The organism is Flavobacterium pokkalii (genome assembly GCF_014596575.1).
GTDB lineage: Bacteria > Bacteroidota > Bacteroidia > Flavobacteriales > Flavobacteriaceae > Flavobacterium > Flavobacterium pokkalii.
This window is the reverse complement of the sequence record NZ_NASZ01000018.1, coordinates 1-23,391: the sequence shown is the minus strand read 5'-3', so window position 1 is coordinate 23,391 and position 23,391 is coordinate 1. Positions and strand designations below refer to the sequence as shown.

The window sequence follows — 23,391 nt, the reverse complement described above, 5'->3', positions numbered from 1 at the left end:
AAAGATTGAAAGATTGAAAGATTTCTAAAATTATAGATACTTTGCTCATAACTCATAACCTTTCAACTTACTCTGTTTTCTTCCCAAAATCCTTTGGGTAAATCAAAAATCTTGATAAAATTAATCCCGGAATGGTTGCAATAAAAACCCAGATAAAGAAATTTCCATAACCCAAATATTCCTGAATATAACCGCTTGCCATGCCTGGCAACATCATTCCTAAAGCCATAAATCCGGTGGCAATAGCATAATGGGAAGTTTTTGATTCTCCTTCGGCAACATAGATCAAATACATCATAAAGGCTGCAAAACCAAAGCCGTAACCAAATTGCTCTGCTACAACTGTAATGTAAACATAATAAATAGAAGTCGGATGAAAATGAGCCAACGAAACAAAACCTAAAATAGGTAAATGCATGGCCAAAATCATAGGCAACATCCATTTGCCTAAACCATTTTTAGAAATGGCAATTCCGCCCAAAATTCCTCCAATGGTTAGGGCTAAAACGCCAAAAGTTCCATAAATTACGCCAACATCCTGAGTAGTCAGTCCGAGTCCGCCCACTTTGATGTCGTCAATCAAAAAAGGAGTTAGCATTTTTAATAATTGTGATTCGCCTAAGCGAAACAACAAGATAAAAGCCAGAACTAAACCGATTTGTTTCTTTTGAAAAAAACTGGAAAAAACCGTGAGGAAATTAGCTTTTGAATGTGTTTTTGAAGTTTCAGTTTGAGAAGCAGTTTCTGTTTTTGGCGTAGCAAAAAAATTATAGACGGTAAGCAACGTCATGAGTAAGCCCACAATAATCATGGTATAAGACCAGGCTTTTTGTGGGGTGCCATATTACTGTTCTAAATAACCGCCAATGATAACAATCAATCCGTTTCCGGTAAGCATTGATAGTCGGTAAAAAGTACTGCGAATTCCCAGAAAGAAGGATTGTTGGTCTTTGGTCAAAGCCAAAAGATAAAAGCCATCACTCGCTACATCATTAGAAGCTGAAGCAAAAGCCGCTACCCAAAAAATAGCCAGACTCACTATGAAAAAAGAATTGGTCGGGATGCTGAAACCTACAGCTAAAAAAGCAAGTGAAATCAGTAATTGCATGGCTAAAAACCACTTTCTTTTGGTTGCATACAAATCGATAAACGGACTCCAAAGTGGTTTGATTACCCACGGCAGATAAAGCCAGCTGGTATAGAGACCAATGTCTTCATTGCTGATGCCGAGATTTTTGTACATAATGACCGAAACCGAAATAATGATGGCATAAGGTAAGCCGGAAGCAAAGTTTAGCACCGGAATCCAGTACCAGGGTTTGTTTTCTGTATTCATTTATTAGGTGGTAGTTTGGTTATTTTGCTTTTAATAAGGTTGCCTGACTTTCGTTTCCAAAATAATCCACAAAAGTAACCGCGCAATTGTTGTGTTTTTCCAGGTATAATTTAGGAATGCTAATCGCAATACTGTCCTGGGTTTCTTTGAAAGCAATTTTGTCAATAATTTGGCGCGGATTCGTCACATCAATCAATTCTTTATTGGTACTTCCGTAAACCATCACGTAACGAATTTTACTTTGAACAGGATATTTTAGAGTTACAATAGTGTTGGCACTTTGGTTATTGATATTACTGATGTTTGGAATGTCTAAAACTTCTCTTCTGGAATTAGGAACTACATAAGGTAAGGCCGGATATTCGTATTGATTGTCTTTTAACAAATTGGTTACTGCCTGATTTTTATTTACAAAAGATTTGGCGCTGAAAAAAGCATTTCCGTTGATGTTCGAAAAGCTTCGGGTTAAGTCAATTTGATTCGGAATTTCATTTGGATTAAACCATTTTTTATCCGAATCGGCATTGATTTTATAACTGCCGTTCCCAATGTAAAGTGCGGTGTTTTTATTGGTGTTTTCTGACCACCATTTGCTTAATTTGGCATAAGAAGCGGTTTTGTGGTCAATACTCCAGTATAATTGTGGTAACAGATAATCAATATAATTTCCATCCATCCACGCCATTGGATCAGCATACAAATCATCATAATTGGTTTGTCCGGCCTGAGTGTCGGAACCTTTTGGATCTACTGATTTGTTTCTCCAAACACCAAACGGACTGATTCCAAACTGTACCCAGGGTTTGATTTTTTTGATGGAAGCATAAGTGTTTTTCAAATAGGTATTTACGTTATCGCGGCGCCAGTCCTCACGATTCATACCGTTTCCGTATTTTTTGAAAGCGGCAGTATCATTAAATTCTTCTCCTTTTACGCGATATGGATAAAAATAATCGTCAAAATGAACCGCATCGATGTCATATTTAGTCACGACTTCGTTTATTACATTAATTAAATGTGCCTGAACTTCCGGAAGCGCCGGATTGTAATAATATTTTCCGGCATATTTAATCATCCAGTCTGGGTGTTTGATAACATCATGGTTTCGGCTCAATTCGGAAATATTCAAATCCATCGTCGCACGATACGGATTGAACCAGGCGTGAAATTCAAATCCACGTTGGTGTGCTTCCTGAATCATCCAGTCCAAAGGATCGTAAAAAGGATAAGGAGCTAATCCCTGTTTTCCGGTTAAATATTTCGACCAGGGAGCTAAATTTGTAGGATACATCGCATCTCCGCAAGAACGAATTTGCACAATCACTACGTTATAATTAAGGCGTTTGTAAGTGTTTAAAATTTCAATGAAATCGGCTTTTTGTTTGGCAACCGAATCAGTGTTTTTAATGGGCCAGTCAATGTTGGCAACCGTTGCAATCCAAACGGCTCTGAATTCGTTTTTAGGTTTTAACGGTTTCATTTGAGCCTGACTGTAGCCAAAAGACATTAGAAAAACTGTAATAAAAAGGCAGAATATTTTTTTTGGATTCATTGAATAAAATGTTTTACAGCTATCAAAAATAGTTTTTTTAACGAAGTTTAATAGCTTAATTGCAATTAATTTTAGAACTGTTTTTAGTCTCTCAATTTTTTTGCCAAAACAAAAATGACTGTTTTTTTTTCTTTATAATTCGATTAAATAATTAAAATATTAAAAATAGAGCTCGTTGGGTGAAATTATCAAAAACGTCAGTTCGAGTGTTTTTTGCGTAATGCAATGAAGCAAAAAATGTATCGAGAACCGTTTCTGCTGATAAATTTTCTTGTTCTCGATACAGTTTTCTAAAGAAAATCACTCGAACTGACGAAAATTTATCAGCAAAAAACAGTTTCACCCGATGGGTATATTTATATTTGTCAAAATAAATTTAGAACTGTATTAAATACACAAAAGATAATTCTGTTATGTCGCATTCACAAGCTTTAGAGCAATTGGCCGATTCGTTAGAAGGAACACTTTTATATGATAATCTTCATAAAACTTTATACGCAACCGATGCCTCGGCTTATCGTATTATTCCTTTGGCGGTAGCCTTGCCTAAATCTGTGGAAGATATTGTTCGATTGGTAAAATTTGCTAATGAGCATAAAACGACCCTGATTCCCCGAACTGCCGGAACTTCGCTTGCGGGACAAACTATTGGGGACGGAATTGTGGTAGATGTGTCTAAATATTTTACTCAAATTATCGGTTTTGATGCCGAAAAGAAGACTGTAACCGTGCAACCCGGAGTCATTCGGGACGAACTGAATTTGTATTTAAAACCGCATGGTGTATTTTTCGGTCCCAATACTTCGACTTCTAATCGTTGTATGATTGGAGGAATGGTAGGGAACAACTCTTCGGGAACAACTTCTATTCGTTACGGAGTAACCCGCGATAAAATTGTGGAAATCAAAGCCGTGCTTGCCGATGGTTCGAAAGCAGTTTTTAATACAATCAGTTCTGCGGAATTCATCGAAAAAACCAAAGGTGATTCTTTAGAAAGTGCCATTTACAGAAAATTGTATGAAGAATTATCAATTGAAGCACAGCAGCAGGTGATTAAAAATGAATTTCCAAAACCGGAAATTCACCGTCGCAATACGGGGTATGCAGTAGATATTTTGTTGCAATCGGATTTGTTTGGCGGAACAGAACCTACGATTAATGTAGGGAAATTGCTTTGTGGAAGTGAAGGAACCTTAGCCATTACGACTGAAGTTACATTGAAAGTGGATGATTTGCCACCTTCGAATAATATTATGGTGGTGACACATTTTGATAGTATTCAGGAAAGTTTGGAAGCAGTCATGGTGGCTATGAAGCATCATTTGTACACCTGCGAAATGATTGATGATACCATTTTGGATTGTACCAAACACAATAAAGAGCAAAGCAAAAACCGCTTTTTTATTCAGGGTGAACCCAAAGCAATTATGATGTTTGAAGTTGGTTCGTACATCAGTATGGAAGAAGCCGAAAAACAAGCGGATGATTTAATCCGGGATTTAGAAGCGAACAAATTTGGGTATGCATCGCCAAAATTATATGGTGCCGATATTGAAAAAGTAAACGAATTGCGTAAAGCCGGATTGGGACTTTTAGGAAGTATTGTAGGTGACGACAAAGCTGCTGATTCTATTGAAGATACCGCTGTTGAATTGAGTGATTTGCCCAATTATATTGCCGATTTTTCGGCAATGATGGAGCGTCATGGACAATCGGCGATTTATTATGCGCATGCCGGAGCGGGCGAATTACACCTGCGTCCGGTCTTGAATTTAAAGACCAAAGAAGGTGTTTATCAGTTTCGAAATATTGCTACCGAAGTAGCACATTTAGTCAAAAAATACCGAGGTTCTTTGAGTGGAGAACATGGAGACGGAATTGTAAGAGGCGAATTTTTGCCTTACATGATTGGCGAAAAAAATTATGAATTACTCAAAAGACTGAAATTGGCTTTCGACCCAAATTCAGTTTTGAATATGGGAAAAATTGTCAATGCCTTAAAAATGGATGAAAATTTCCGTTTTGAAGCGGGAAGAGTAGAACCGGATATTAAAACGTTTCAGGATTTCTCAGATAGTTTAGGAATTTTAAGAGCTGCCGAAAAATGTAATGGTTCGGGAGATTGCCGCAAAATGCCGTCGGCGGGAGGAACTTTGTGTCCGAGTTATCGCGCTACCCGTGATGAAAAAGACACCACTCGCGCCCGTGCGAATGCCTTGCGGGAATATTTAACGCATTCGGACAAGGAAAATAAATTCAATCATAAGGAATTATATGAGGTTTTTGAGTTGTGTGTGAGCTGTAAAGCCTGCGCCAGTGAATGTCCGTCTAATGTGGATGTGGCGACTTTAAAAGCGGAATTTTTGTACCAATATCAAAAAACGAATGGCTTTTCATTGCGTAATAAATTGTTTGCTAACAATGCTAAGATGAACAAAATGGGAAGTATGTTCCCGTCGTTGACGAATATTGTTTCGAATCTTTCATTGGTGAAAAAAGCGATGGGAATTGCTCCCGAGCGTGAAGTGCCGCATTTGGCAAAACAAACATTTAGAAAGTGGTTGAGCAATAATAAAGTCAATAACAACGGCAATAGCAATTCTAAAAAAGTAGTCTTGTTTTGTGATGAGTTTACCAATTATTATGATGTGAATGTGGGGATTGATGCTTTCGAATTGTTGACTGCTTTGGGTTATGAAGTTATTACCGTGGAGCATGAAGAAAGCGGAAGAGCTTATCTTTCCAAAGGATTTTTAGAAGAAGCGAAAATGCTGGCTGTGAAGAACGTGGCGACTTTTGCTCCGATAATTTCAGAAGATTGCCCGTTGATAGGAATAGAACCATCGGCGATATTGACGTTCAGAGACGAATATTTGCGTTTGGCTGAAGATAAAATCGCGGCTCAGGAATTAGCCAAAAATGTGCTGACTATCGAAGAGTTTTTCAAAAAAGAAATTCTGGCTGGGCATATTCATGCCGGACAATTTTCGACTAACGAAAAGCAGATTAAAATTCACGGCCATTGTCACCAAAAATCACTGAGTGCGGTTGAAGCAACTTTCACCATGCTGAATGTGCCTAAAAATAATAGCGTTACGATTTATAATTCCGGTTGTTGCGGAATGGCAGGATCTTTTGGTTACGAAGCCGAACATTACGACATTAGTATGAAAATGGGTGAAGATACTTTATTTCCAAAAGTCAGAGCTACCGATGAAAACGTAGCGATTGCCGCAGCTGGAACCTCTTGCCGTCACCAGATTTTTGACGGAACGAATAGAAAAGCACAACATCCTGTGACAATTTTGAAAAGTTGTTTGAAATAAATGCTTTTATAATAACAATTGCAATTTCAATGACAAATACAAAAGCCATGCTTCGTTGAGGAGTGTGACTTTGTTTTGTGAGTTTTAAAAAAGAATATATTTGTTTGGTATGTAAGAAATGTTTCTAAATTTGTGTCTTGTTTAATTTTACTGTAATTTTAATATATGTCTGTAATTTCTTCTAATACATTATTCCATTTCACTAATTCAGCTGAGAGAATTATTAGCATTTTAAAAAATGGTTTTGCTCCAAAATTTTGTTTAGAAGAATTAGGTTATGACTTATTTTTTTCTAAGGATTCAAAGAGTGAATCTGCAGTTCCTATGACTTGTTTCTGCGACCTACCTCTATCAAAAATAGATAGACATTTACAATTTTATGGATCATATGGTATAGGGTTATCAAAAGATTGGGGTAAAAAAAATGGTTTGACCCCATTAACATATATACATGATAATTCAACTCAAATTAAATATCTGATGCAGCTCGGTCAATTAATTGGTGGCGCATCAGCTACAGCCACAGCAAGTGGATCAAATGCCTTTAAAGATTTACCGATGGAAGAAAATCCATTAGTTGCACTTTTTGAATTATCAGGTTTTTACAAACCATATAGCGGGCAAATGTGGAGAATAAACACATATGTTGACAAGAGATTCTACGATGAACGAGAATGGAGGTATGTTCCTTTTTTGAAAGTTGAGGATGGTCACTATCGTCTTACAAAAGAAGAGTTTTTAAATGATATTAAAAGGGCCTCTGCAAATGATACAATTGCAAAAGATTTCTCTTTAAAGTTTAAATCTGAAGACGTCAAATACATTATTGTCAATAAAGAAAATGAAATGATTGCATTGTTTGATGCTTTAGATTCTATGAAAGCATTATATACATCTGATGAAATTAAAATATTAAAAACAAAAATAATTTCTTCTGAGCAGATACTTGAAGACTTTTAAATAAAATTCTGATCGTGCAGATTTACCACATTAATTAGCGCAGAATTTTAAATTATAATCATAAACAATGAAAAAACTATTCACCATCAAAAATATCTTAATTGGTATTGGATTAATCGTTTTTGATTTAGCAGTGTATCTTTTTCTTGGATTGATGTTAATGAATTATGATGATAATTATGAGGAAAGCAAAGGAGAATATTTTAGTTTAGCGAGCATGACTTTCTGGCAAAAAGTCAACTATATCAGTTTACATATTTGGCATTTACTAAATGTTATTGTGATTATTTACTTGCTGTATCAAATAATTGTTTGGTTAAAAAAAAGATAAAAATTAGTTTGAATGTATAAAAACTCCCGTCCTGATACTTGTAATCAGAACGGGATTTTTAAGTTTTAGACAATTCTATTTTTTAGATGTAAAACTTAACTGCTTCAATAGGGGTAATTTTTGATAGCTTGTTCTCGAAGCTTCGGGATGTTCTAAAATGATATCCTAAATTCAATAAGTAATACAAAAACCTAACAAAATAACTTTTTTTTTAAAGTTTAAACCCAATAGAATTCCCTATTTTTGCTCTTCGACATTTTAAAAAAATAATAAAAAACAAAATATACTATGAATTCATTTGACGTAGTCGTTATAGGTTCGGGACCTGGAGGATATGTATCAGCGATTCGTTGTGCGCAACTAGGTTTCAAAACAGCTATTATCGAAAAATATTCCACATTGGGAGGAACTTGTTTGAATGTAGGATGTATTCCTTCAAAAGCTTTGTTGTCTTCTTCTCATCATTATGCCGAAATCGCTCACTTTGCCGATCACGGAATCGAGGTTTCCGGAGAAGTAAAGGTAAATTTAGAGAAAATGATTGCCCGTAAAAAGGCAGTTGTAGATCAAACTTCCGGTGGAATCAACTACTTGATGGATAAAAATAACATCACTGTTTTTAATGGTTTAGGTTCTTTTGTTGATGCTACACATGTTGCTGTTGCAAAAGCGGACGGAACTTCTGAAACTATTGAAGCTAAGCATACCATTATTGCAACAGGTTCTAAACCATCTTCTTTACCATTTATCAAAATAGATAAAGAAAGAATCATTACTTCTACAGAGGCTTTAAGTTTAACAGAAGTGCCTAAACACCTTGTGATTATTGGTGGGGGAGTTATCGGAATCGAATTAGGTCAGGTATATTTACGTTTAGGAGCTCAGGTTTCTGTAGTAGAATTCATGGACAGAATTATTCCGGGAATGGACGGTGCTTTGTCTAAAGAGTTGACAAAAGTGTTGAAAAAACAAGGAATGAAATTCTATACTTCTCACAAAGTACAGTCAGTAGAAAGAGCAGGTGACGTGGTGACTGTAAAAGCTGAAAATGCTAAAGGTGAGGTAATTACACTTGAAGGAGATTATTCATTAGTTTCTGTTGGTCGTCGTCCTTATACAGACGGATTGAATGCTGAAGCTGCCGGAGTTAAAATCTCTGAAAGAGGTCAGGTTGAAGTAAACGATCATTTACAAACTTCGGCTTCTAATATATATGCTATTGGTGACGTAGTACGTGGTGCGATGTTGGCTCACAAAGCGGAAGAAGAAGGAACTATGGTTGCTGAAATCTTAGCGGGACAAAAACCACATATCGATTATAACTTAATTCCTGGTGTAGTTTACACATGGCCTGAGGTTGCTGCTGTAGGACAAACAGAAGAGCAATTAAAAGCGGCTGGAGTAGCTTACAAATCAGGAAGTTTTCCATTTAAAGCTTTAGGACGTGCAAGAGCAAGTGCTGATTTAGATGGTTTTGTGAAAATCTTAGCGGATGCTACAACTGACGAAGTTTTAGGTGTTCACATGATTGGTGCCAGAACAGCCGATTTAATTGCTGAGGCGGTAGTAGCTATGGAATACAAAGCTTCTGCTGAAGATATTTCAAGAATGTCTCACGCGCATCCTACATTTGCGGAAGCGGTAAAAGAAGCGGCTTTAGCAGCAACGGATAACAGAGCTTTACACATTTAATAAGTGTAACTAAATAATTAAAACCCGTCCCGATAACTTATTTCGGGACGGGTTTTGTTTTTCTAACCATTCATTTTAAACAATCCTTTGTAGTTTTGCCAGTGCGAGTAAATCAGGAAGAGATTCCCTAGAAAAACAGCAATACCAATAGGAAGATTGTTTGGGGTTAAAAAGTAATTAATTAACAGAATATTGATAATTACGGGAAAAATGACAATATTGGCCAGAGTGGTAAATTTTCCGGTAATAAATGACAAGCCACATAAAAATTCAACTGATTTTGCTAAAGGCATTAAATAAGTTGAAGCGATTAAACCAATTTGGAACGCTTTGAAATCTCCTGTAGTTGTTGGTTCCGGATTAGAGAGTACAAAATAACTAATAGAAGTACAAAGAAATATGGCTCCCATGAGCGTACGAACAATAAGGGTTGCAATTTTCATGATATATTAGATTTTATGGGTTAGCAAATCAAAAAAATCAGGTTGCGGTCCGGCACTTTCATTGTTGGTAAAAACTCTCTTTAGATAACCGTTTCAGTCAGAAAAAACCAGTATTTGCAGTTAGAACAAACTGCTTTTAGCGGCTTTTGTTTTTCTGTTCTATTGTAAATTTACAAAAAATACAGCTGATTTTGTGTTTTTTAAGAAATTATTATTTGTTGAAATGTTAATTTGATAATCTATTGGTGATTTGTTTTTAAATTGAATGACAAAACTTTTGTTTGTAATTATGATTTTCGAATTCCAAAAGTCACTGTTCGGTGTTAAAATCTGAAAGTCAAATCTCCAATAAGTCGCGTATTTATTGTAATTTTACCCTTTAAAATTTTACTTTGAGAACATTCTTTACAAAAGATATAACAGGCTTACAATTCCTTAAAAAACAGCTTTTGTTGTGGTCACAGCAGTTTCGGGAAGTGACTTTTTTGGATAGTAATCAATACCAACAGGAATATTCCAGTTACGACTGGATTTTGGCAGTGGACGCTTTTACCTCGATTAAAACCGATTATTTTAATGCTTTTGAAGACTTAAAACAATACCAGCAATCCAGCAGAGACTGGTTGTTTGGCTATTTGTCTTATGATTTAAAAAACGATACCGAAGCATTAACTTCTGAAAATTTTGACGGTTTGCATTTTCCAGATTTGTTTTTTTACCAACCAAAAAAGCTTTTTTTAGCTAAAGGAAACGAGTTGGAAATTCGGTACTTGCATTTTTGCGATGATGAATTTGAAGAAGACTGGAAGGAAATTATTTCTTTGACAACTGATTTTGAAGTTACAGCCGAAGCTTTGCCTATACAGGAACGTATTTCTGAAGAGGCTTACAAGCAAAAGGTAAGCAAAATGCTGGATTATATTCACAGAGGAGATTTGTATGAGGCTAATTTTTGCATGGAATTTTATGCCGAAAACGCACAAATAGATCCATTAGATACTTTTTTAAAACTGAATGCTATTTCCAAACCGCCTTTTGCAGTATTTTTTAAAAATCATAAACAGTTTTTGTTGTCGGCTTCACCGGAACGCTATTTGAAGAAAAAAGGAGATACACTTATTTCTCAGCCGATAAAAGGAACAGCCAAGCGTTTTTTGGACTTTGTTGAGGATGAAAAATCTAAAAATGAATTGGCAACCAATGCTAAAGAGCGAGCTGAAAATATTATGATTACTGATTTGGTTCGGAATGATTTGTCGCACACAGCTCAAAAAGGTTCTGTTCAGGTAACGGAGTTATGTGGGGTTTATTCGTTCTTACAAGTGCACCAAATGATTTCAACTATTACTTCAAGACTTGATACGCAATACGCTGGTGTTGATGTTTTAAGGTTTACTTTTCCTATGGGAAGTATGACCGGAGCTCCGAAGATTTCAGTAATGAAGATTATTGAAGAATTGGAAGAAACCAAAAGAGGTTTGTACAGCGGAGCCGTAGGTTATTTTACCCCTGAAGGCGATTTTGATTTTAATGTGGTTATCCGAAGTATTTTGTATAATCAGGAAAATAAATATTTATCTTTTTCGGTAGGAAGTGCCATAACTTCGCTTTCGGTTCCGGAAAAAGAATATCAGGAATGCTTGTTGAAAGCAAAAGCCATGTTTGAAGTGTTGCAGTAAATTTTAATTGATAATTAATGTTCAGAAAGTTTGAAAAACATATTCGTCAAAATTTTCCTTTTCTGGAAAAAAGTCGCTTGCTTTTGGCTGTTAGCGGAGGAATTGACAGCATGGTTTTAGTTCATCTGTTACATCAATTGAAGTGTGATATTGCATTGTGTCACTGTAATTTTCAATTACGTGGATTGGAAAGTTTTGAAGATCAGCATTTTGTTCAGGATTATGCTGATGCAAATGCAATTCCGTTGTTTGTAACGCAGTTTGACACCGAAGCTTTTGCGAATGATTTTAAACTTTCTACACAAATTGCAGCTCGGGAATTGCGTTACAATTGGTTTTACGAATTGTTAGAAACTGAGAATTACGATTATATTTTAACGGCGCATCATGCCGATGATAGCGTTGAAACTTTTCTAATCAATTTAAGCAGAGGCACCGGATTAGAGGGTTTGACGGGAATTCCGGCTCAAAATGGTAAAATTATTCGTCCCTTGTTGCCTTTTTCGAGAGCTGAAATTTTGGAATACGCTAAAGAGAATCATATTCAATGGCGCGAAGACAGCAGTAACGCTTCGGATAAATATTTACGAAATAAAATCAGGCATCATCTGGTTCCTTTGCTAAAAGAATTAAATCCGCAATTTTTAGAAAGCTTTCAAAAAACACAGACTTACCTTCAACAATCTCAGGAATTAGTTGAAGATGCCGCTATAATGGTCTATCAGCAGGTTGCGAAAGAAGAAGGAGAAACAATTGTTTTTGATTTGAAACAATTGTTGAAATTGCCTAATTATTTGTCGTATTTGTACCAATGGCTGCATGAATTTGGATTTACTGCCTGGGAAGATATTTATAATTTGGTGGAAAGTCAGTCCGGGAAGCAGGTTTTTTCAGCTAATTACCGTTTGTTAAAAGATAGAGGGCAATTGATTCTTAGTCCGCTTCAATTGGAGGTCGAAAATCCCGAATATTGGATAGAAAAGGATTGCGGTGTAATTGATACTCCTTTACATCTTCGTTTTGAAAAAGCTGATCATATTGAAAATACTTCGACAAACACAATATTTGTTGATGCGGATAAATTACAATATCCTTTGGTTTTAAAGCCTTGGCAGAAAGGCGATGCTTTTCAACCTTTTGGGATGAACGGAAAATCCAAGAAGTTGAGCAAACTTTTTAAAGACGAAAAATTATCTTTAATTGAAAAAGATAATTGCTGGGTTCTTTGGTCAACTAATCAAATTGTTTGGGTAGTAGGAGTTCGTCAGGACGAAAGATTCCGAATTGATAATGCAACACAAAATATTTTGGAAATTACTTTAGAATTTTAAGTCACTAACACATGTTCCGCAAAGTCTCCGACTTTGTGGATGTGATTAAAGGTCTTCGACCTTCATTACCAATTGTATATTGTATTGATTGATTGTGGTTTCAAAACATCTATTACTGGATTATCTACTTTTGTAATTGTTATAATTCCATTATTGTTAACATAATTTGAAGCACTGGAATATAAATAATGAGAAGCTTTGGAAACAATTCCTGCGCGAACAGGATTCAAATGGATATAATCCAATTTCGACCAAAAAAACTTTTCAGAGTAAATTTCTTCAGGATGATTACCATACTGCCAAAACTGATATTTTTCATTTCGATTATGGCTTTTACAAGCAAATTCAAAACGTTTCAGCATCCAATTAGCTCTGCTTTCTGGCTCTGTTTCTATTTTATTCAAAATGGTTTTTGCTGTAAACTTCTTGAAATCCCGAATCAAATCGGATAATTTACTGTTTTCTGACTGAATGATTAAATGAATATGATTAGACATAATGACAAAGCCATACAAAATCATTCCTTTGTTTTTTATACAAAAATCCAAACTTTCTATTATACAATCCTTATATGTTTTTCTAGAAAAAACATCAACCCAGTCTACAACCGTTGCAGTTATAAAATGCATTTTGCATTGATCTCGAATTATGTATCCTTCTTTTTCTTTCATATCTTTTTAAAGGTCAGTCAGAGACTGAAAATCACATCCTCAAAGTCGGAGACTTTGCGGAGCTTGGGTGATTCAACAAAAGCATTCTTCAAATTAGTTTAGAATTTTAAGCGATAAATTACTAACCAAAAAAAACATTACCCCAGCCAACCATCTCTGTCCAGACTTCGATATTGAATAGCTTCGGCAATATGAGCAGCAGCAACTTCCGGTGAAGTTTCTAAGTCGGCAATAGTTCGGGCGACTTTCAAAATTCGGTCGTAGGCTCTGGCGGAAAGATTCAGTCGTTCCATCGCATTTTTTAATAAGGTTTTGGAATCTTCGTTTAAGGCGCAAAATTCGCGGATGTGTTTTGTATTCATTTGTGCATTGTAATGAATGTTATCCATTTTTTCAAATCGCACCGATTGAATTTCCCTTGCTTCGGTTACTCTTTTTCGAATAGTCACACTGCTTTCGGCTTTTTGATTATCGGATAATTTCTCAAATGGGACAGGAGTCACTTCAATATGAATATCGATTCGGTCTAATAATGGCCCCGAAATTTTGCTCAGATAACGTTGCATTTCGTAAGGCGAAGCGGTTTGCGCGGCATTGGGATCATTGAAAAATCCACTCGGACTCGGATTCATACTGGCAACCAGCATAAAAGAGGAAGGGTAAGTCACCGTGAATTTGGCGCGTGAAATAGTAACTTCGCGGTCTTCCAAAGGCTGACGCATTACTTCCAATACATCGCGTTTGAATTCGGGTAATTCGTCTAAAAATAAAACTCCATTGTGAGCCATCGAAATCTCACCCGGTTGCGGATAACTGCCACCGCCCACCAGAGCTACATTAGAAATGGTATGATGCGGACTTCGAAAAGGACGCTGATTCATCAAGCCAACTTCTTTTAGTTTTCCGGCAACGCTGTGGATTTTAGTAGTTTCCAGAGCTTCGTGTAAGGTCATAGGCGGGAGAATGCTTGGTAAACGTTTGGCTAGCATGGTTTTTCCGGCTCCCGGAGGACCAATGAGAATAATGTTGTGACCGCCTGCTGCGGCAATTTCCATACATCTTTTAATGCTTTCCTGACCTTTGACATCCGAAAAATCAAATTCGGGAAAGTCTAATTCTTTGTAAAATTCGGCTCTGGTATCGATTTTTGTAGGTTCCAAATTGCCTTTTCCTTCAAAAAAATCAATGACTTCCTGTACGTTTTCTACTCCGTAAACATCTAAATCTTTAACTATTGCCGCTTCTTTGACATTATGTTTCGGGAGAAAAAAGCCTTTGAAACCTTCTGCTTTGGCTTTGATAGCAATAGGTAAAGCTCCCTTTATAGGTTGTAAGCTGCCGTCAAGCGATAATTCGCCCATGATAATGTATTTGTCGATTTCGTCTCCTTTTATTTGTCCGGAAGCAACCAAAATGCCCAAAGCAAGTGTCAGGTCGTAAGCAGAACCTTCTTTGCGTAAATCGGCAGGAGCCATATTGATGGTGATTTTTTTGCCGGGCAGCATATAACCATTGTTTTTTAAAGCAGCCGCAATGCGAAAACTACTTTCTTTTATAGCATTGTCAGGCAAACCAACTAAATGGTATCCGACACCTTTGTCAACATTAACTTCTACGGTGATGGTAGTGGCTTCTACTCCAAAAACGGCACTTCCAAATACTTTTACTAACATGAGAAATTTAGTTTCAATTGCACAATAGATAGATTACTTTAATAATTAGATCGAAAAGTCTAATCCAATTATTTTTTTGATTTCATCAACAATTTTGATGAGTTCCAAGCTGTTTTTGTGTGACCAAAGTTGGCTTTCAATGGCTTTATTTTGAATGCATTGATGACATTCTTCAATTTCATACGTGTAGCCCATACCTTTGGTAGGGAAATCGTATTTTATTTCCATATTATCTTTTATCACAGTATAGGATTCTGCCATATGCCAGGTAGGATTCAAATTGATCCTGCCTTCAGTACCGCTTATGGTGGCCTTCATTTCTGAAGTAGTGTTAATTCCTGCATACAATATAGCTTGTGCATCAGGGTATTGTAAAATCATAGCGGTTTGTTTGTCAACCCCGCTAGTATGAAAAATAGATTTTGCATCAATTTTTTCAGGAATACCTAAAATTGTGTAGGCTAAAAATAGTGGATAAACCCCTATATCCATCAACGCACCACCTCCCAGTTTTAAATCAAACAACCTGTTCTTTTCATTTTCGTTCCCTACAAAAGCAAAGTCAGCATTAATATATTGCACTTTTCCAAGCTCACCTTGTTTTATCTTAGATAGAGTTTCCTTAAATGAAGGGTTGAATCGGGTCCAAAATGCTTCCATAAAAAATTTTTTGTTTTTTTTCGAAGCAGCAATCATTTTTTCGGCGTCAGAATAATTCAAAGCAATGGGTTTTTCACACAATACATGTTTGTTTTTTTCTAGTGCCTGCATTGTTAAAGTAGCATGCGAATCATGAGGAGTAGCAATATATATGATATCAATAGTATCGTCGTTTAGAATAGCTTCATAGGAATCATATGCTTTTGGACAATGATAAATTTTTGCAAAACTTTCAGCATTTTCTTTACTTCTTGACGCAACTGCAACAAGTTCTGTTCCATTGACTAATTGCAATTCTTTAGCAAATTGATGTGCAATTCTGCCTAATCCTATTATTCCCCATTTTATCGTAGGCGCTTTTTTCATTGTGTATTTTAGTTTAATAAGTCTAAAATTAAAAATAATTAAATTTTGTTAATAATTAAATTTTTATTGTATTATTTTTTTGACAATATACTCTTTTTGATAATTTTCTAAAATGAAAATAATTTAGATTCTTCAATCTGAATTTTATACTCAGAATTTGGACAGCTAAGATTTAATAAACTGTGTTTTTTGAAAAAAAACATCTGTTTTAGGCTGTTTTTTTATATATTTGCGAGTATTTGTTTGTTTTTTCGGGGTTTAATAGTAGAAATAAGTCATTTTTTTACTTCCCTTTTTCTGATTTCAAATTCTTGAAATCGTTGTTACAAAATAATTCTTTTTTGCAGTTAGCTGCATCTTTAGTCTCTTGGAAGAATTCCATTATCGGGCTTTAAAATAATCGTAATAATTAAAAGAAAATGCACATCATTGATTATGCAATTTTTTTTGTCTATATGCTGCTAATGCTCGGCGTAGGACTCTATTTTTTTAAAAAAAATGAAACAGCAGAAGATTTTTATGTAAGCGGTAGAAGCATGAATGCCTGGCACATTGGTTTGTCGGTGGTTGCTACTGATGTTGGAGGCGGATTTTCTATCGGTTTGGGAGGTTTGGGTTTTACGATGGGATTATCGGGTTCCTGGATGTTGTTTACCGGAGTTTTAGGAGCCTGGTTAAGTGCTGTTTTTTTGATTCCAACCATTAGTCGATTGGGACATAAACATAAATTTTTCACTTTTCCTCAGGTTTTTAGTCACTTTTATAATGGAAAAGTAGCTTTTCTAGCCGGTATTATTTCAGCCATTGGTTATATAGGATTTACCAGTTCTCAGGTTTTGGCCGGTGCCAAATTAGCTTCGGCAACCATTAAAGGGTTGGATATTCAAACAGCTTTGATTGTTATGGGGGTAATTGCGGTGGCTTATACCTCAATTGGAGGATTAAAAGCAGTAATTTATACCGATACGATTCAGTGGTTGGTCTTGATTTTCGGTTTGGTTTTTATTGGAATTCCGGTAGCTTATCATGCCGTAGGAGGATATGGAGCCATAAAAAACGCTTTGTCTGCTGAATATTTATCACTCACCAATGTTTCTGTTTATCAAATTATTAATTGGTCGGTAACGATAATTCCCATTTGGTTTGTAGGAATGACATTGTACCAACGAATTTACGCCAGTAAAGGAGAAAAAGAAGCTAAGAAAGCCTGGTTGATTGCAGGTGTTTTTGAATGGCCAATAATGGCTTTTATGGGCGTTATTTTAGGGATGCTGGCTAAAGTTGCGGCCAATCAGGGAATGTTTGCCGGAATTACAGATGCTGCTTCAATGGATAGTGAAATGGGATTACCGGTTTTATTGGCCACTATTTTACCTGTCGGATTAATGGGATTGATGTTATCTTCTTATTTTTCGGCCATTCTTTCTACAGCAGATAGTTGTTTAATGGCTGCTTCCGGAAATATAGTTACTGATATTGTAAGCAAATTTGCTAAAAACAAATTGACTCATAAAAGAGAATTACAGCTTTCGCAAATTGTAACACTGCTGGTGGGAATATTTGCCATTTTTTTGGCTTCGCAAATGCAAAACGTTTTAGAACTAATGCTTTATTCCTATGCGTTTATGGTTTCAGGATTGTTTATACCCGTTTTGGGAGCTTTGTTTTGGAAAAAAAGTCATTCTATTGCAGCTTTTTGGAGTATGTTGCTGGGAGGAGGAACTACCATTTTGCTGATTCTTACCCAAAATAAGTTGCCATTTGGCATACAACTTTCAGAAAATTTAGATGCTAATATTTATGGAATAAGTCTTTCACTTATTCTGTTTATTACAATTTCAATGTATCATCATAAAAAACAATTAAAAAATGAATTTCAAGTTAATTAATACAACAACAGGTGAAGATAAAACCTATTCTAATCAGATAATTGCCGAATTTTTATATACACATTTGGAGCAATACGGCGATAAGATTGAAGATATTTTGAAGTGTATTGCTTATGTAATGAATCCCCAAAAAGGTGGAAATATTATCGTAGGAATTGATAATGATGCCATTGTAGGGGTTGTAATTTTGAATAATACCGGGATGAAAGGTTTTATTCCGGAAAATATATTGGTTTACATCGCAGTTGATAACAGCCAACGTGGAAAAGGATATGGAAAAAGCCTGATGGAAAAAGCAATTTCAATTGCAGATGGCGATATTGCCCTGCATGTAGAACCTGAAAATCCCGCCAGAAAATTATACGAAAAACTAGGTTTTACTAATAAATATTTAGAAATGCGTCTGATAAAATAGTTGCAAATGGAATATTTTAAAAAACAGCTCAATTCGTTGCTTCGCTTTCGCAAAGAGTTGCATCAATTTCCGGAAGTTTCGGGTAAAGAAGTGCAAACAGCGCAAAGAATTTGTGCTTTTTTAGAACAATTTCCGCCGGACGAATTAATTAAAAATTTAGGTGGAAACGGAGTTGCGGCTGTTTATAAATCCGGGAAATCAGGTAAAAAAGTATTGTTCAGAGCCGAACTGGATGCTTTGTCAATTGAAGAAATTAATGATTTTGAACATCGGTCACATTATCAATCGGTTTCGCATAAATGTGGTCATGACGGACACATGGCAGTTTTGTGTGGTTTGGCAATTGAATTGCATTACAAAAGACCCGAAACAGGCGCTATAATACTTTTGTTTCAACCCGCTGAAGAAGATGGAACAGGAGCACAAAAAGTGATTCAGGAGTCTGCTTTTTTAGCCATACAACCAGATTATGTTTTTGCCTTGCATAATTTACCGGGTTTTCCATTGCATCAGATAGTGGTTAAAAATAATAGTTTTAGCTGTGCGGTTCAAAGTATTATTATAAAATTGAAAGGCAAAACTTCGCACGCTGCCGAACCCGAAAAAGGTATTAATCCGGCATTGGCAATTACCCAAATAATTAATGATTTTCATCAGTTAATACAATCGGATATACGTAAGAAAGACTATTGTTTGATTACACCTATTTATATTCAAATGGGAAAAAAAGCTTATGGTGTTTCGGCCGGCGCTGGTGAAATTCATTTTACGGTTAGAACAACTACAGATACTCAAATGCAAATAAAGGAGCATTTATTAGAAAAGATTGCCCAAAAAATAGCCAGTGAACATCAACTTTTAATAGAAACTAAATGGATTCAGGTTTTTCATGCTACTGAAAACAATTCAGCAGCTGCAGATGAAATTCTGAAGGCCGCTCAGAAATTAACATTGGATTTAAACGAAATTGAAAATCCTTTTAGTTGGGGAGAGGACTTTGGCTTATTTACCCAAAATTACAAAGGGGCTTTGTTCGGAATTGGAGCGGGTTTAAATATTCCGGCGCTTCACAATCCGGATTATGATTTTCCGGATGAAATTCTGCCAACAGCAATCCGTCTTTTTTATCAAATTAGTAAACAAATTACAGATGCAAACTAACTCTCTGATAGAACTTAGTCGTTCGGCTTATCAAAAAAACATCGATTTTTTAAGACAGCTATTTGGGAAAAAAGTCATTTTTTCGTCGGTTGTTAAAGGAAATGCCTATGGACATGGAATTCCTGAATTTGTTACAATGGCTTCGGCTTGCGGTGTTCGTCATTTTTCCGTTTTTGATGTTAGTGAAGCCAGAGATATTAAAATGGTTTTAAATGATAAAATTACCATTTTAATTATGGGTTTTTTGCAAAAAGAAGATTTAGAATGGATTATTGAAAACGAAATAGAATTTTTTGTTTTTGACAGGAAAAGATTGTCTGAGGCTTGTCAAATAGCGAAAAAGCTTCGAAAAAAAGCTATCGTTCATATTGAAGTAGAAACCGGAATGAACCGAACCGGATTTGAAAAATCGGAATTAGCTGCTGTGGCTTCTCTTTTGAAAAATGAAAAAGAATATTTAGAATTTAAAGGTTTGTGCACCCATTATGCCGGAGCCGAAAGTATTTCTAATTATTACAGAATAGAAAGACAAATTGTACGTTTTAAAGAAATAAAACAATACTTCTTAGCAAATGATTTAAAACCAAAAATCTGTCATTCGGCTTGTTCGGCAGCTTCGGTGATGTTTCCGGAAACCCGAATGGATTTGGTACGAATAGGTATTATGCAATACGGTTTATGGCCCAGTCAGGAAGTATTTATCACTTATTTGAATGCAAAAAAAATGAAGCTGGATCCTTTGAGCCGTGTCATTACCTGGAAGAGTGTCGTCATGAGTGTCAAAAAAATAAAGACGACTAATTTTATTGGTTACGGAACCAGTTTTATGGCAAAAAGAGATATGAAAGTCGCTATAATTCCTATTGGTTATGCGCATGGATACAGCAGGTCGTTAAGTAATCACGGGAGAGTACTTGTTCAGGGACAGCGTTGTGTAGTTATTGGATTAGTGAATATGAATATGATTGCGGTGGATGTCACTGATATTAAAACAGTAAAAAAAGGAGAAGAAGTGGTTTTAATAGGAAGTCAAAATGAAGGGGTGATTTCTATTGCTTCTTTTGGAGATTACAGTAATCAGCTGAATTATGAATTGTTAACCCGAATTTCTAAATCAATACCAAGAAAAATTATAGACTAATGGCATTTATTAAATTATATAGAGAGAAATTAAAGGAAAATTATCAGTTTTTAGATTCAATTTTTAAACCCAGAGGAATTCATTGGGGAGTTGTTTCTAAAATGTTGTGCGGAAACGAAATTTATTTAAAAGAAATTATAGCGTTGGGTGTTCGGGAAATTCACGATTCCAGAGCGAGTAATTTGCGAAAAATAAAAGCATTGGATCCGGAAATTCAAACAGTTTACATCAAACCACCGGCTAAACGCAGTATTGAAAGTATCGTGCGCTATGCCGATGTGAGTTTTAATACCGAAATATATACCATTAAGTTGCTTTCTAAAGAAGCCCAAAAGCAAAATAAAACACATAATATCATTATTATGATTGAAATGGGGGATTTAAGAGAAGGTGTAATGGGAGAAGAGTTGATAGAGTTTTATGGTAATGTACTTAGTTTACCAAATATTGAAATCCGTGGTATAGGGACAAATTTAAATTGTTTGAGCGGAGTGATGCCTACACAGGACAAACTGATTCAGTTGAGTTTGTACAAGCAATTAATTGAAGCCAAATTCAATATTCATATTCCCTGGGTTTCCGGCGGTACTTCGGTGGCAGTGCCGTTGATTTTAAAGAATGCCCGTCCCATGGCAGTGAATCACTTTAGAATAGGGGAGGCTCTTTTTTTTGGAAAAGACTTATTTAACGGAGAAACCATAGAGGGAATGCATCACGATGTTTTTAAACTCTACAGTGAAATTATTGAAATCACCGAAAAGCCGGACACGCCTACCGGTGAGCTGGGAGAAAATGTAGCTGGACATACATTTTCTGTTGATAAAGCCGAAGATTTGGGAAGTACTTCTTTAAGAGCTATTTTGGATGTAGGATTGTTGGATATGCAACCGCAGTATATAAATCCGGAAGATGAGGGAATTACTATTATTGATGCCAGTTCGGATATGTTGGTGATTGATATTAGTAATTCGAAGCGGAATTACAAAGTAGGGGATTTGGTATCCTTTAATTTAAGATATATGGGGGCGCTTTATTTGCTAAATTCTGACTATATCGAAAAAAAGATTGGGTAAAATTCTTTTTTTATTGCAGAATTGTAAATGATATAAGAAATGGATTTCAATTTTATTTAAGATTTTGCTATGAGAGCATGTTTTTAGGGGGTGAAATTTAATAAATTGTTATTTTTTGGTCTTTTTTATGTTTATGCTGTCAAAATTTAAGGGGTCAAACTGTTTAAGTAATAAAAATTATCATCTTTGGGGGTGTTTTTTACAGGGGTATGTTTTCATTTTATATTTTTGGTGAAAATTTAAACCAAATAAAAAACAATGAGAAAAGTAACTTTAAGTGTAATAATGATAGCGTTGTTAGTCATTACACTATTTTCAAGTTTTATTTTAACTGGAAACCCAGTTCCATCAGAAGCTGTTGCATTTGATACAGGAGATACTGCCTGGATGATTGTAGCTACAGCTTTAGTTTTACTTATGACTCCGGGATTAGGATTCTTTTACGGAGGTATGGTAGGTAAAAAAAATGTTATCAGTACTATGTTGCAAAGTTTCATGGCAATGATAATTGTTACCGTATTATGGATTGTAGTTGGATTTAGTTTGTCTTTTGGTACTACCATTGGAGGGATTATTGGGGATCCAACGACTTATCCGTTTTTTCAGGGAGTAGGAACTAATACAGCATGGAGTTTGGCAGGAACCATTCCATTTATGTTGTTTGCTTTATTCCAGGCTAAATTTGCCATCATTACCCCGGCTTTAATTACGGGAGCTTTTGCCGAAAGAATTCGTTTTTGGGCATATATGTTATTCATGGTATTATTCATTTTAGTGATTTATGCTCCATTATGTCACATGACCTGGCATCCTGATGGATTATTCTTCAAAATGGGAGTTTTGGATTTTGCAGGAGGAACAGTGGTTCATATGAGTGCCGGATGGGCTGCACTTGCAGGAGCTATGTTCTTAGGAAAAAGAAAAGTACAAAAAGTAAATCCGGCTCGTATTACTTACGTTTTATTAGGAACAGGATTATTATGGTTTGGATGGTTTGGTTTCAATGCTGGTTCGGCTTTAGGAGCTAACGGATTAGCGGTTCAGGCTTTAGGAACTACTACTGTTGCTGCAGCTGCGGCTGGTATGGCCTGGGTGTTTATGGATAAAATTTTAGGACACAAATTATCTGCTATGGGGGCTTGTATTGGTACCGTTGTAGGTTTAGTTGCCATTACACCGGCAGCCGGTTTTGTAAGCTTGCCACATGGAATCTTCATTGGTATGTTCAGTAGTGTTGTAAGTAACTTTATGGTAAGTAAATTCCCTAAAGGTAAAATTGACGATGCTTTGGATGTATTTGCCTGTCACGGTGTTGGAGGTATGGTAGGTATGTTGTTAACAGGGGTTTTTGCTTCTAAAGAAGTAAATTCGGCTGTAGCTGATCAAGGATTAATCTTTGGAGAATCTACTTTGTTTATCAATCAATTTACAGCATTGGTAATCGTATCTGTTTTTGCATTTTGTGCTTCTTATGCATTATTCTTTATTGTAAACAAAATTACTCCTTTAAGAGTTACAGAAGATAAAGAAGAATTAGGTTTGGATATTTCTCAACACGGAGAGTATTTATAATAAGTTCTTAATATAGAAACAAAAAAAAGAAGCCGTCTCAAAACTGAGGCGGTTTTTTTTGTGCTTTATATTTGGTTTAACATAAGTTATTTCGTATATTTAGTCGTTGATTTACAACTG

The 23,391-nt window shown here is 35.7% G+C and carries 17 protein-coding genes and 1 pseudogene; 12 read left to right on the top strand and 6 right to left on the bottom strand.

Going from position 1 to position 23,391, the window contains the following annotated elements:
• Nucleotides 1-67 precede the first annotated feature (67 nt).
• Both B6A10_RS11575 and B6A10_RS11570 read right to left on the bottom strand, forming a co-directional pair.
• Nucleotides 68-1,336 (bottom strand): annotated as a pseudogene (locus B6A10_RS11575) (MFS transporter).
• Between the two features lie 19 nt (nucleotides 1,337-1,355).
• Nucleotides 1,356-2,888, bottom strand: coding sequence for a glycoside hydrolase family 10 protein (locus tag B6A10_RS11570; RefSeq protein ID WP_188220997.1), 1,533 nt, complete (start codon nucleotides 2,886-2,888; stop codon nucleotides 1,356-1,358).
• A 413-nt stretch (nucleotides 2,889-3,301) separates the two neighbouring features.
• On the opposite strand from B6A10_RS11570, the gene B6A10_RS11565 reads away from it, so the two are divergent.
• The 4 genes from B6A10_RS11565 (at nucleotide 3,302) to lpdA (ending at nucleotide 9,197) form a co-directional block, all read left to right on the top strand.
• Entirely contained in the window at nucleotides 3,302-6,214 is a 2,913-nt protein-coding gene (locus tag B6A10_RS11565) for an FAD-binding and (Fe-S)-binding domain-containing protein (protein WP_188220996.1), read from the top strand.
• A 165-nt stretch (nucleotides 6,215-6,379) separates the two neighbouring features.
• Nucleotides 6,380-7,174 carry an abortive infection system antitoxin AbiGi family protein gene (locus B6A10_RS11560; protein ID WP_188220995.1) on the top strand — a complete coding sequence of 265 codons (795 nt, stop codon included), beginning with the start codon at nucleotides 6,380-6,382 and terminating at the stop codon, nucleotides 7,172-7,174.
• A 67-nt stretch (nucleotides 7,175-7,241) separates the two neighbouring features.
• The gene (locus tag B6A10_RS11555) at nucleotides 7,242-7,505 is read left to right on the top strand and encodes a hypothetical protein (protein WP_188220994.1); all 264 of its coding nucleotides are present in this window, start codon (nucleotides 7,242-7,244) and stop codon (nucleotides 7,503-7,505) included.
• 288 nt (nucleotides 7,506-7,793) lie between these two features.
• Nucleotides 7,794-9,197, top strand: coding sequence for a dihydrolipoyl dehydrogenase (gene lpdA / locus B6A10_RS11550; RefSeq protein ID WP_188220993.1), 1,404 nt, complete (start codon nucleotides 7,794-7,796; stop codon nucleotides 9,195-9,197).
• Nucleotides 9,198-9,259: 62 nt separating this feature from the next.
• Here the strand turns inward: lpdA and B6A10_RS11545 are convergent, their stop codons facing one another.
• Nucleotides 9,260-9,640 carry a DoxX family membrane protein gene (locus B6A10_RS11545; protein WP_026714226.1) on the bottom strand — a complete coding sequence of 127 codons (381 nt, stop codon included), beginning with the start codon at nucleotides 9,638-9,640 and terminating at the stop codon, nucleotides 9,260-9,262.
• 392 nt (nucleotides 9,641-10,032) lie between these two features.
• On the opposite strand from B6A10_RS11545, the gene B6A10_RS11540 reads away from it, so the two are divergent.
• Nucleotides 10,033-11,319: an anthranilate synthase component I family protein gene (locus B6A10_RS11540; protein WP_188220992.1), complete on the top strand. Its 1,287-nt coding sequence runs from the start codon at nucleotides 10,033-10,035 to the stop codon at nucleotides 11,317-11,319.
• Between the two features lie 17 nt (nucleotides 11,320-11,336).
• Nucleotides 11,337-12,650, top strand: coding sequence for a tRNA lysidine(34) synthetase TilS (gene tilS / locus B6A10_RS11535; RefSeq protein ID WP_188220991.1), 1,314 nt, complete (start codon nucleotides 11,337-11,339; stop codon nucleotides 12,648-12,650).
• A gap of 65 nt (nucleotides 12,651-12,715) precedes the next feature.
• On the opposite strand, the gene B6A10_RS11530 is transcribed toward tilS, so the two are convergent.
• The 3 genes from B6A10_RS11530 to B6A10_RS11520 form a co-directional block, all read right to left on the bottom strand.
• Nucleotides 12,716-13,321 (bottom strand): REP-associated tyrosine transposase, encoded by a 606-nt coding sequence (locus B6A10_RS11530; RefSeq protein WP_188220990.1) that lies wholly within the window; start codon nucleotides 13,319-13,321, stop codon nucleotides 12,716-12,718.
• A gap of 137 nt (nucleotides 13,322-13,458) precedes the next feature.
• Nucleotides 13,459-14,994, bottom strand: a complete 1,536-nt coding sequence (locus B6A10_RS11525) for a YifB family Mg chelatase-like AAA ATPase (protein ID WP_188220989.1) — start codon at nucleotides 14,992-14,994, stop codon at nucleotides 13,459-13,461.
• A 45-nt stretch (nucleotides 14,995-15,039) separates the two neighbouring features.
• Nucleotides 15,040-16,020, bottom strand: coding sequence for a Gfo/Idh/MocA family protein (locus B6A10_RS11520; protein ID WP_188220988.1), 981 nt, complete (start codon nucleotides 16,018-16,020; stop codon nucleotides 15,040-15,042).
• A 419-nt stretch (nucleotides 16,021-16,439) separates the two neighbouring features.
• Between B6A10_RS11520 and B6A10_RS11515 the strand changes: the two genes are divergently transcribed.
• From B6A10_RS11515 to B6A10_RS11490, 6 genes are all read left to right on the top strand, one after another.
• A complete protein-coding gene (locus tag B6A10_RS11515; protein WP_188220987.1) occupies nucleotides 16,440-17,909 on the top strand; it encodes a sodium:solute symporter family protein in 1,470 nt (489 codons plus the stop codon).
• The gene (locus tag B6A10_RS11510; protein ID WP_188220986.1) at nucleotides 17,890-18,324 is read left to right on the top strand and encodes a GNAT family N-acetyltransferase; all 435 of its coding nucleotides are present in this window, start codon (nucleotides 17,890-17,892) and stop codon (nucleotides 18,322-18,324) included. Before B6A10_RS11515 ends, B6A10_RS11510 begins: the two co-directional genes overlap by 20 nt.
• A 6-nt stretch (nucleotides 18,325-18,330) precedes the next feature.
• Nucleotides 18,331-19,485, top strand: a complete 1,155-nt coding sequence (locus B6A10_RS11505) for an amidohydrolase (RefSeq protein ID WP_188220985.1) — start codon at nucleotides 18,331-18,333, stop codon at nucleotides 19,483-19,485.
• Complete coding sequence (gene alr, locus B6A10_RS11500; protein WP_188220984.1) at nucleotides 19,475-20,626, top strand: alanine racemase; 1,152 nt, start codon at nucleotides 19,475-19,477, stop codon at nucleotides 20,624-20,626. The genes B6A10_RS11505 and alr overlap by 11 nt, the downstream gene beginning before the upstream one ends.
• On the top strand, nucleotides 20,626-21,699 hold the full coding sequence (locus B6A10_RS11495) for an alanine/ornithine racemase family PLP-dependent enzyme (RefSeq protein WP_055091067.1): 1,074 nt from the start codon (nucleotides 20,626-20,628) through the stop codon (nucleotides 21,697-21,699). The genes alr and B6A10_RS11495 overlap by 1 nt, the downstream gene beginning before the upstream one ends.
• A gap of 258 nt (nucleotides 21,700-21,957) precedes the next feature.
• Complete coding sequence (locus B6A10_RS11490) at nucleotides 21,958-23,271, top strand: ammonium transporter (RefSeq protein WP_188220983.1); 1,314 nt, start codon at nucleotides 21,958-21,960, stop codon at nucleotides 23,269-23,271.
• The last annotated feature ends 120 nt before the right edge of the window (nucleotides 23,272-23,391 follow it).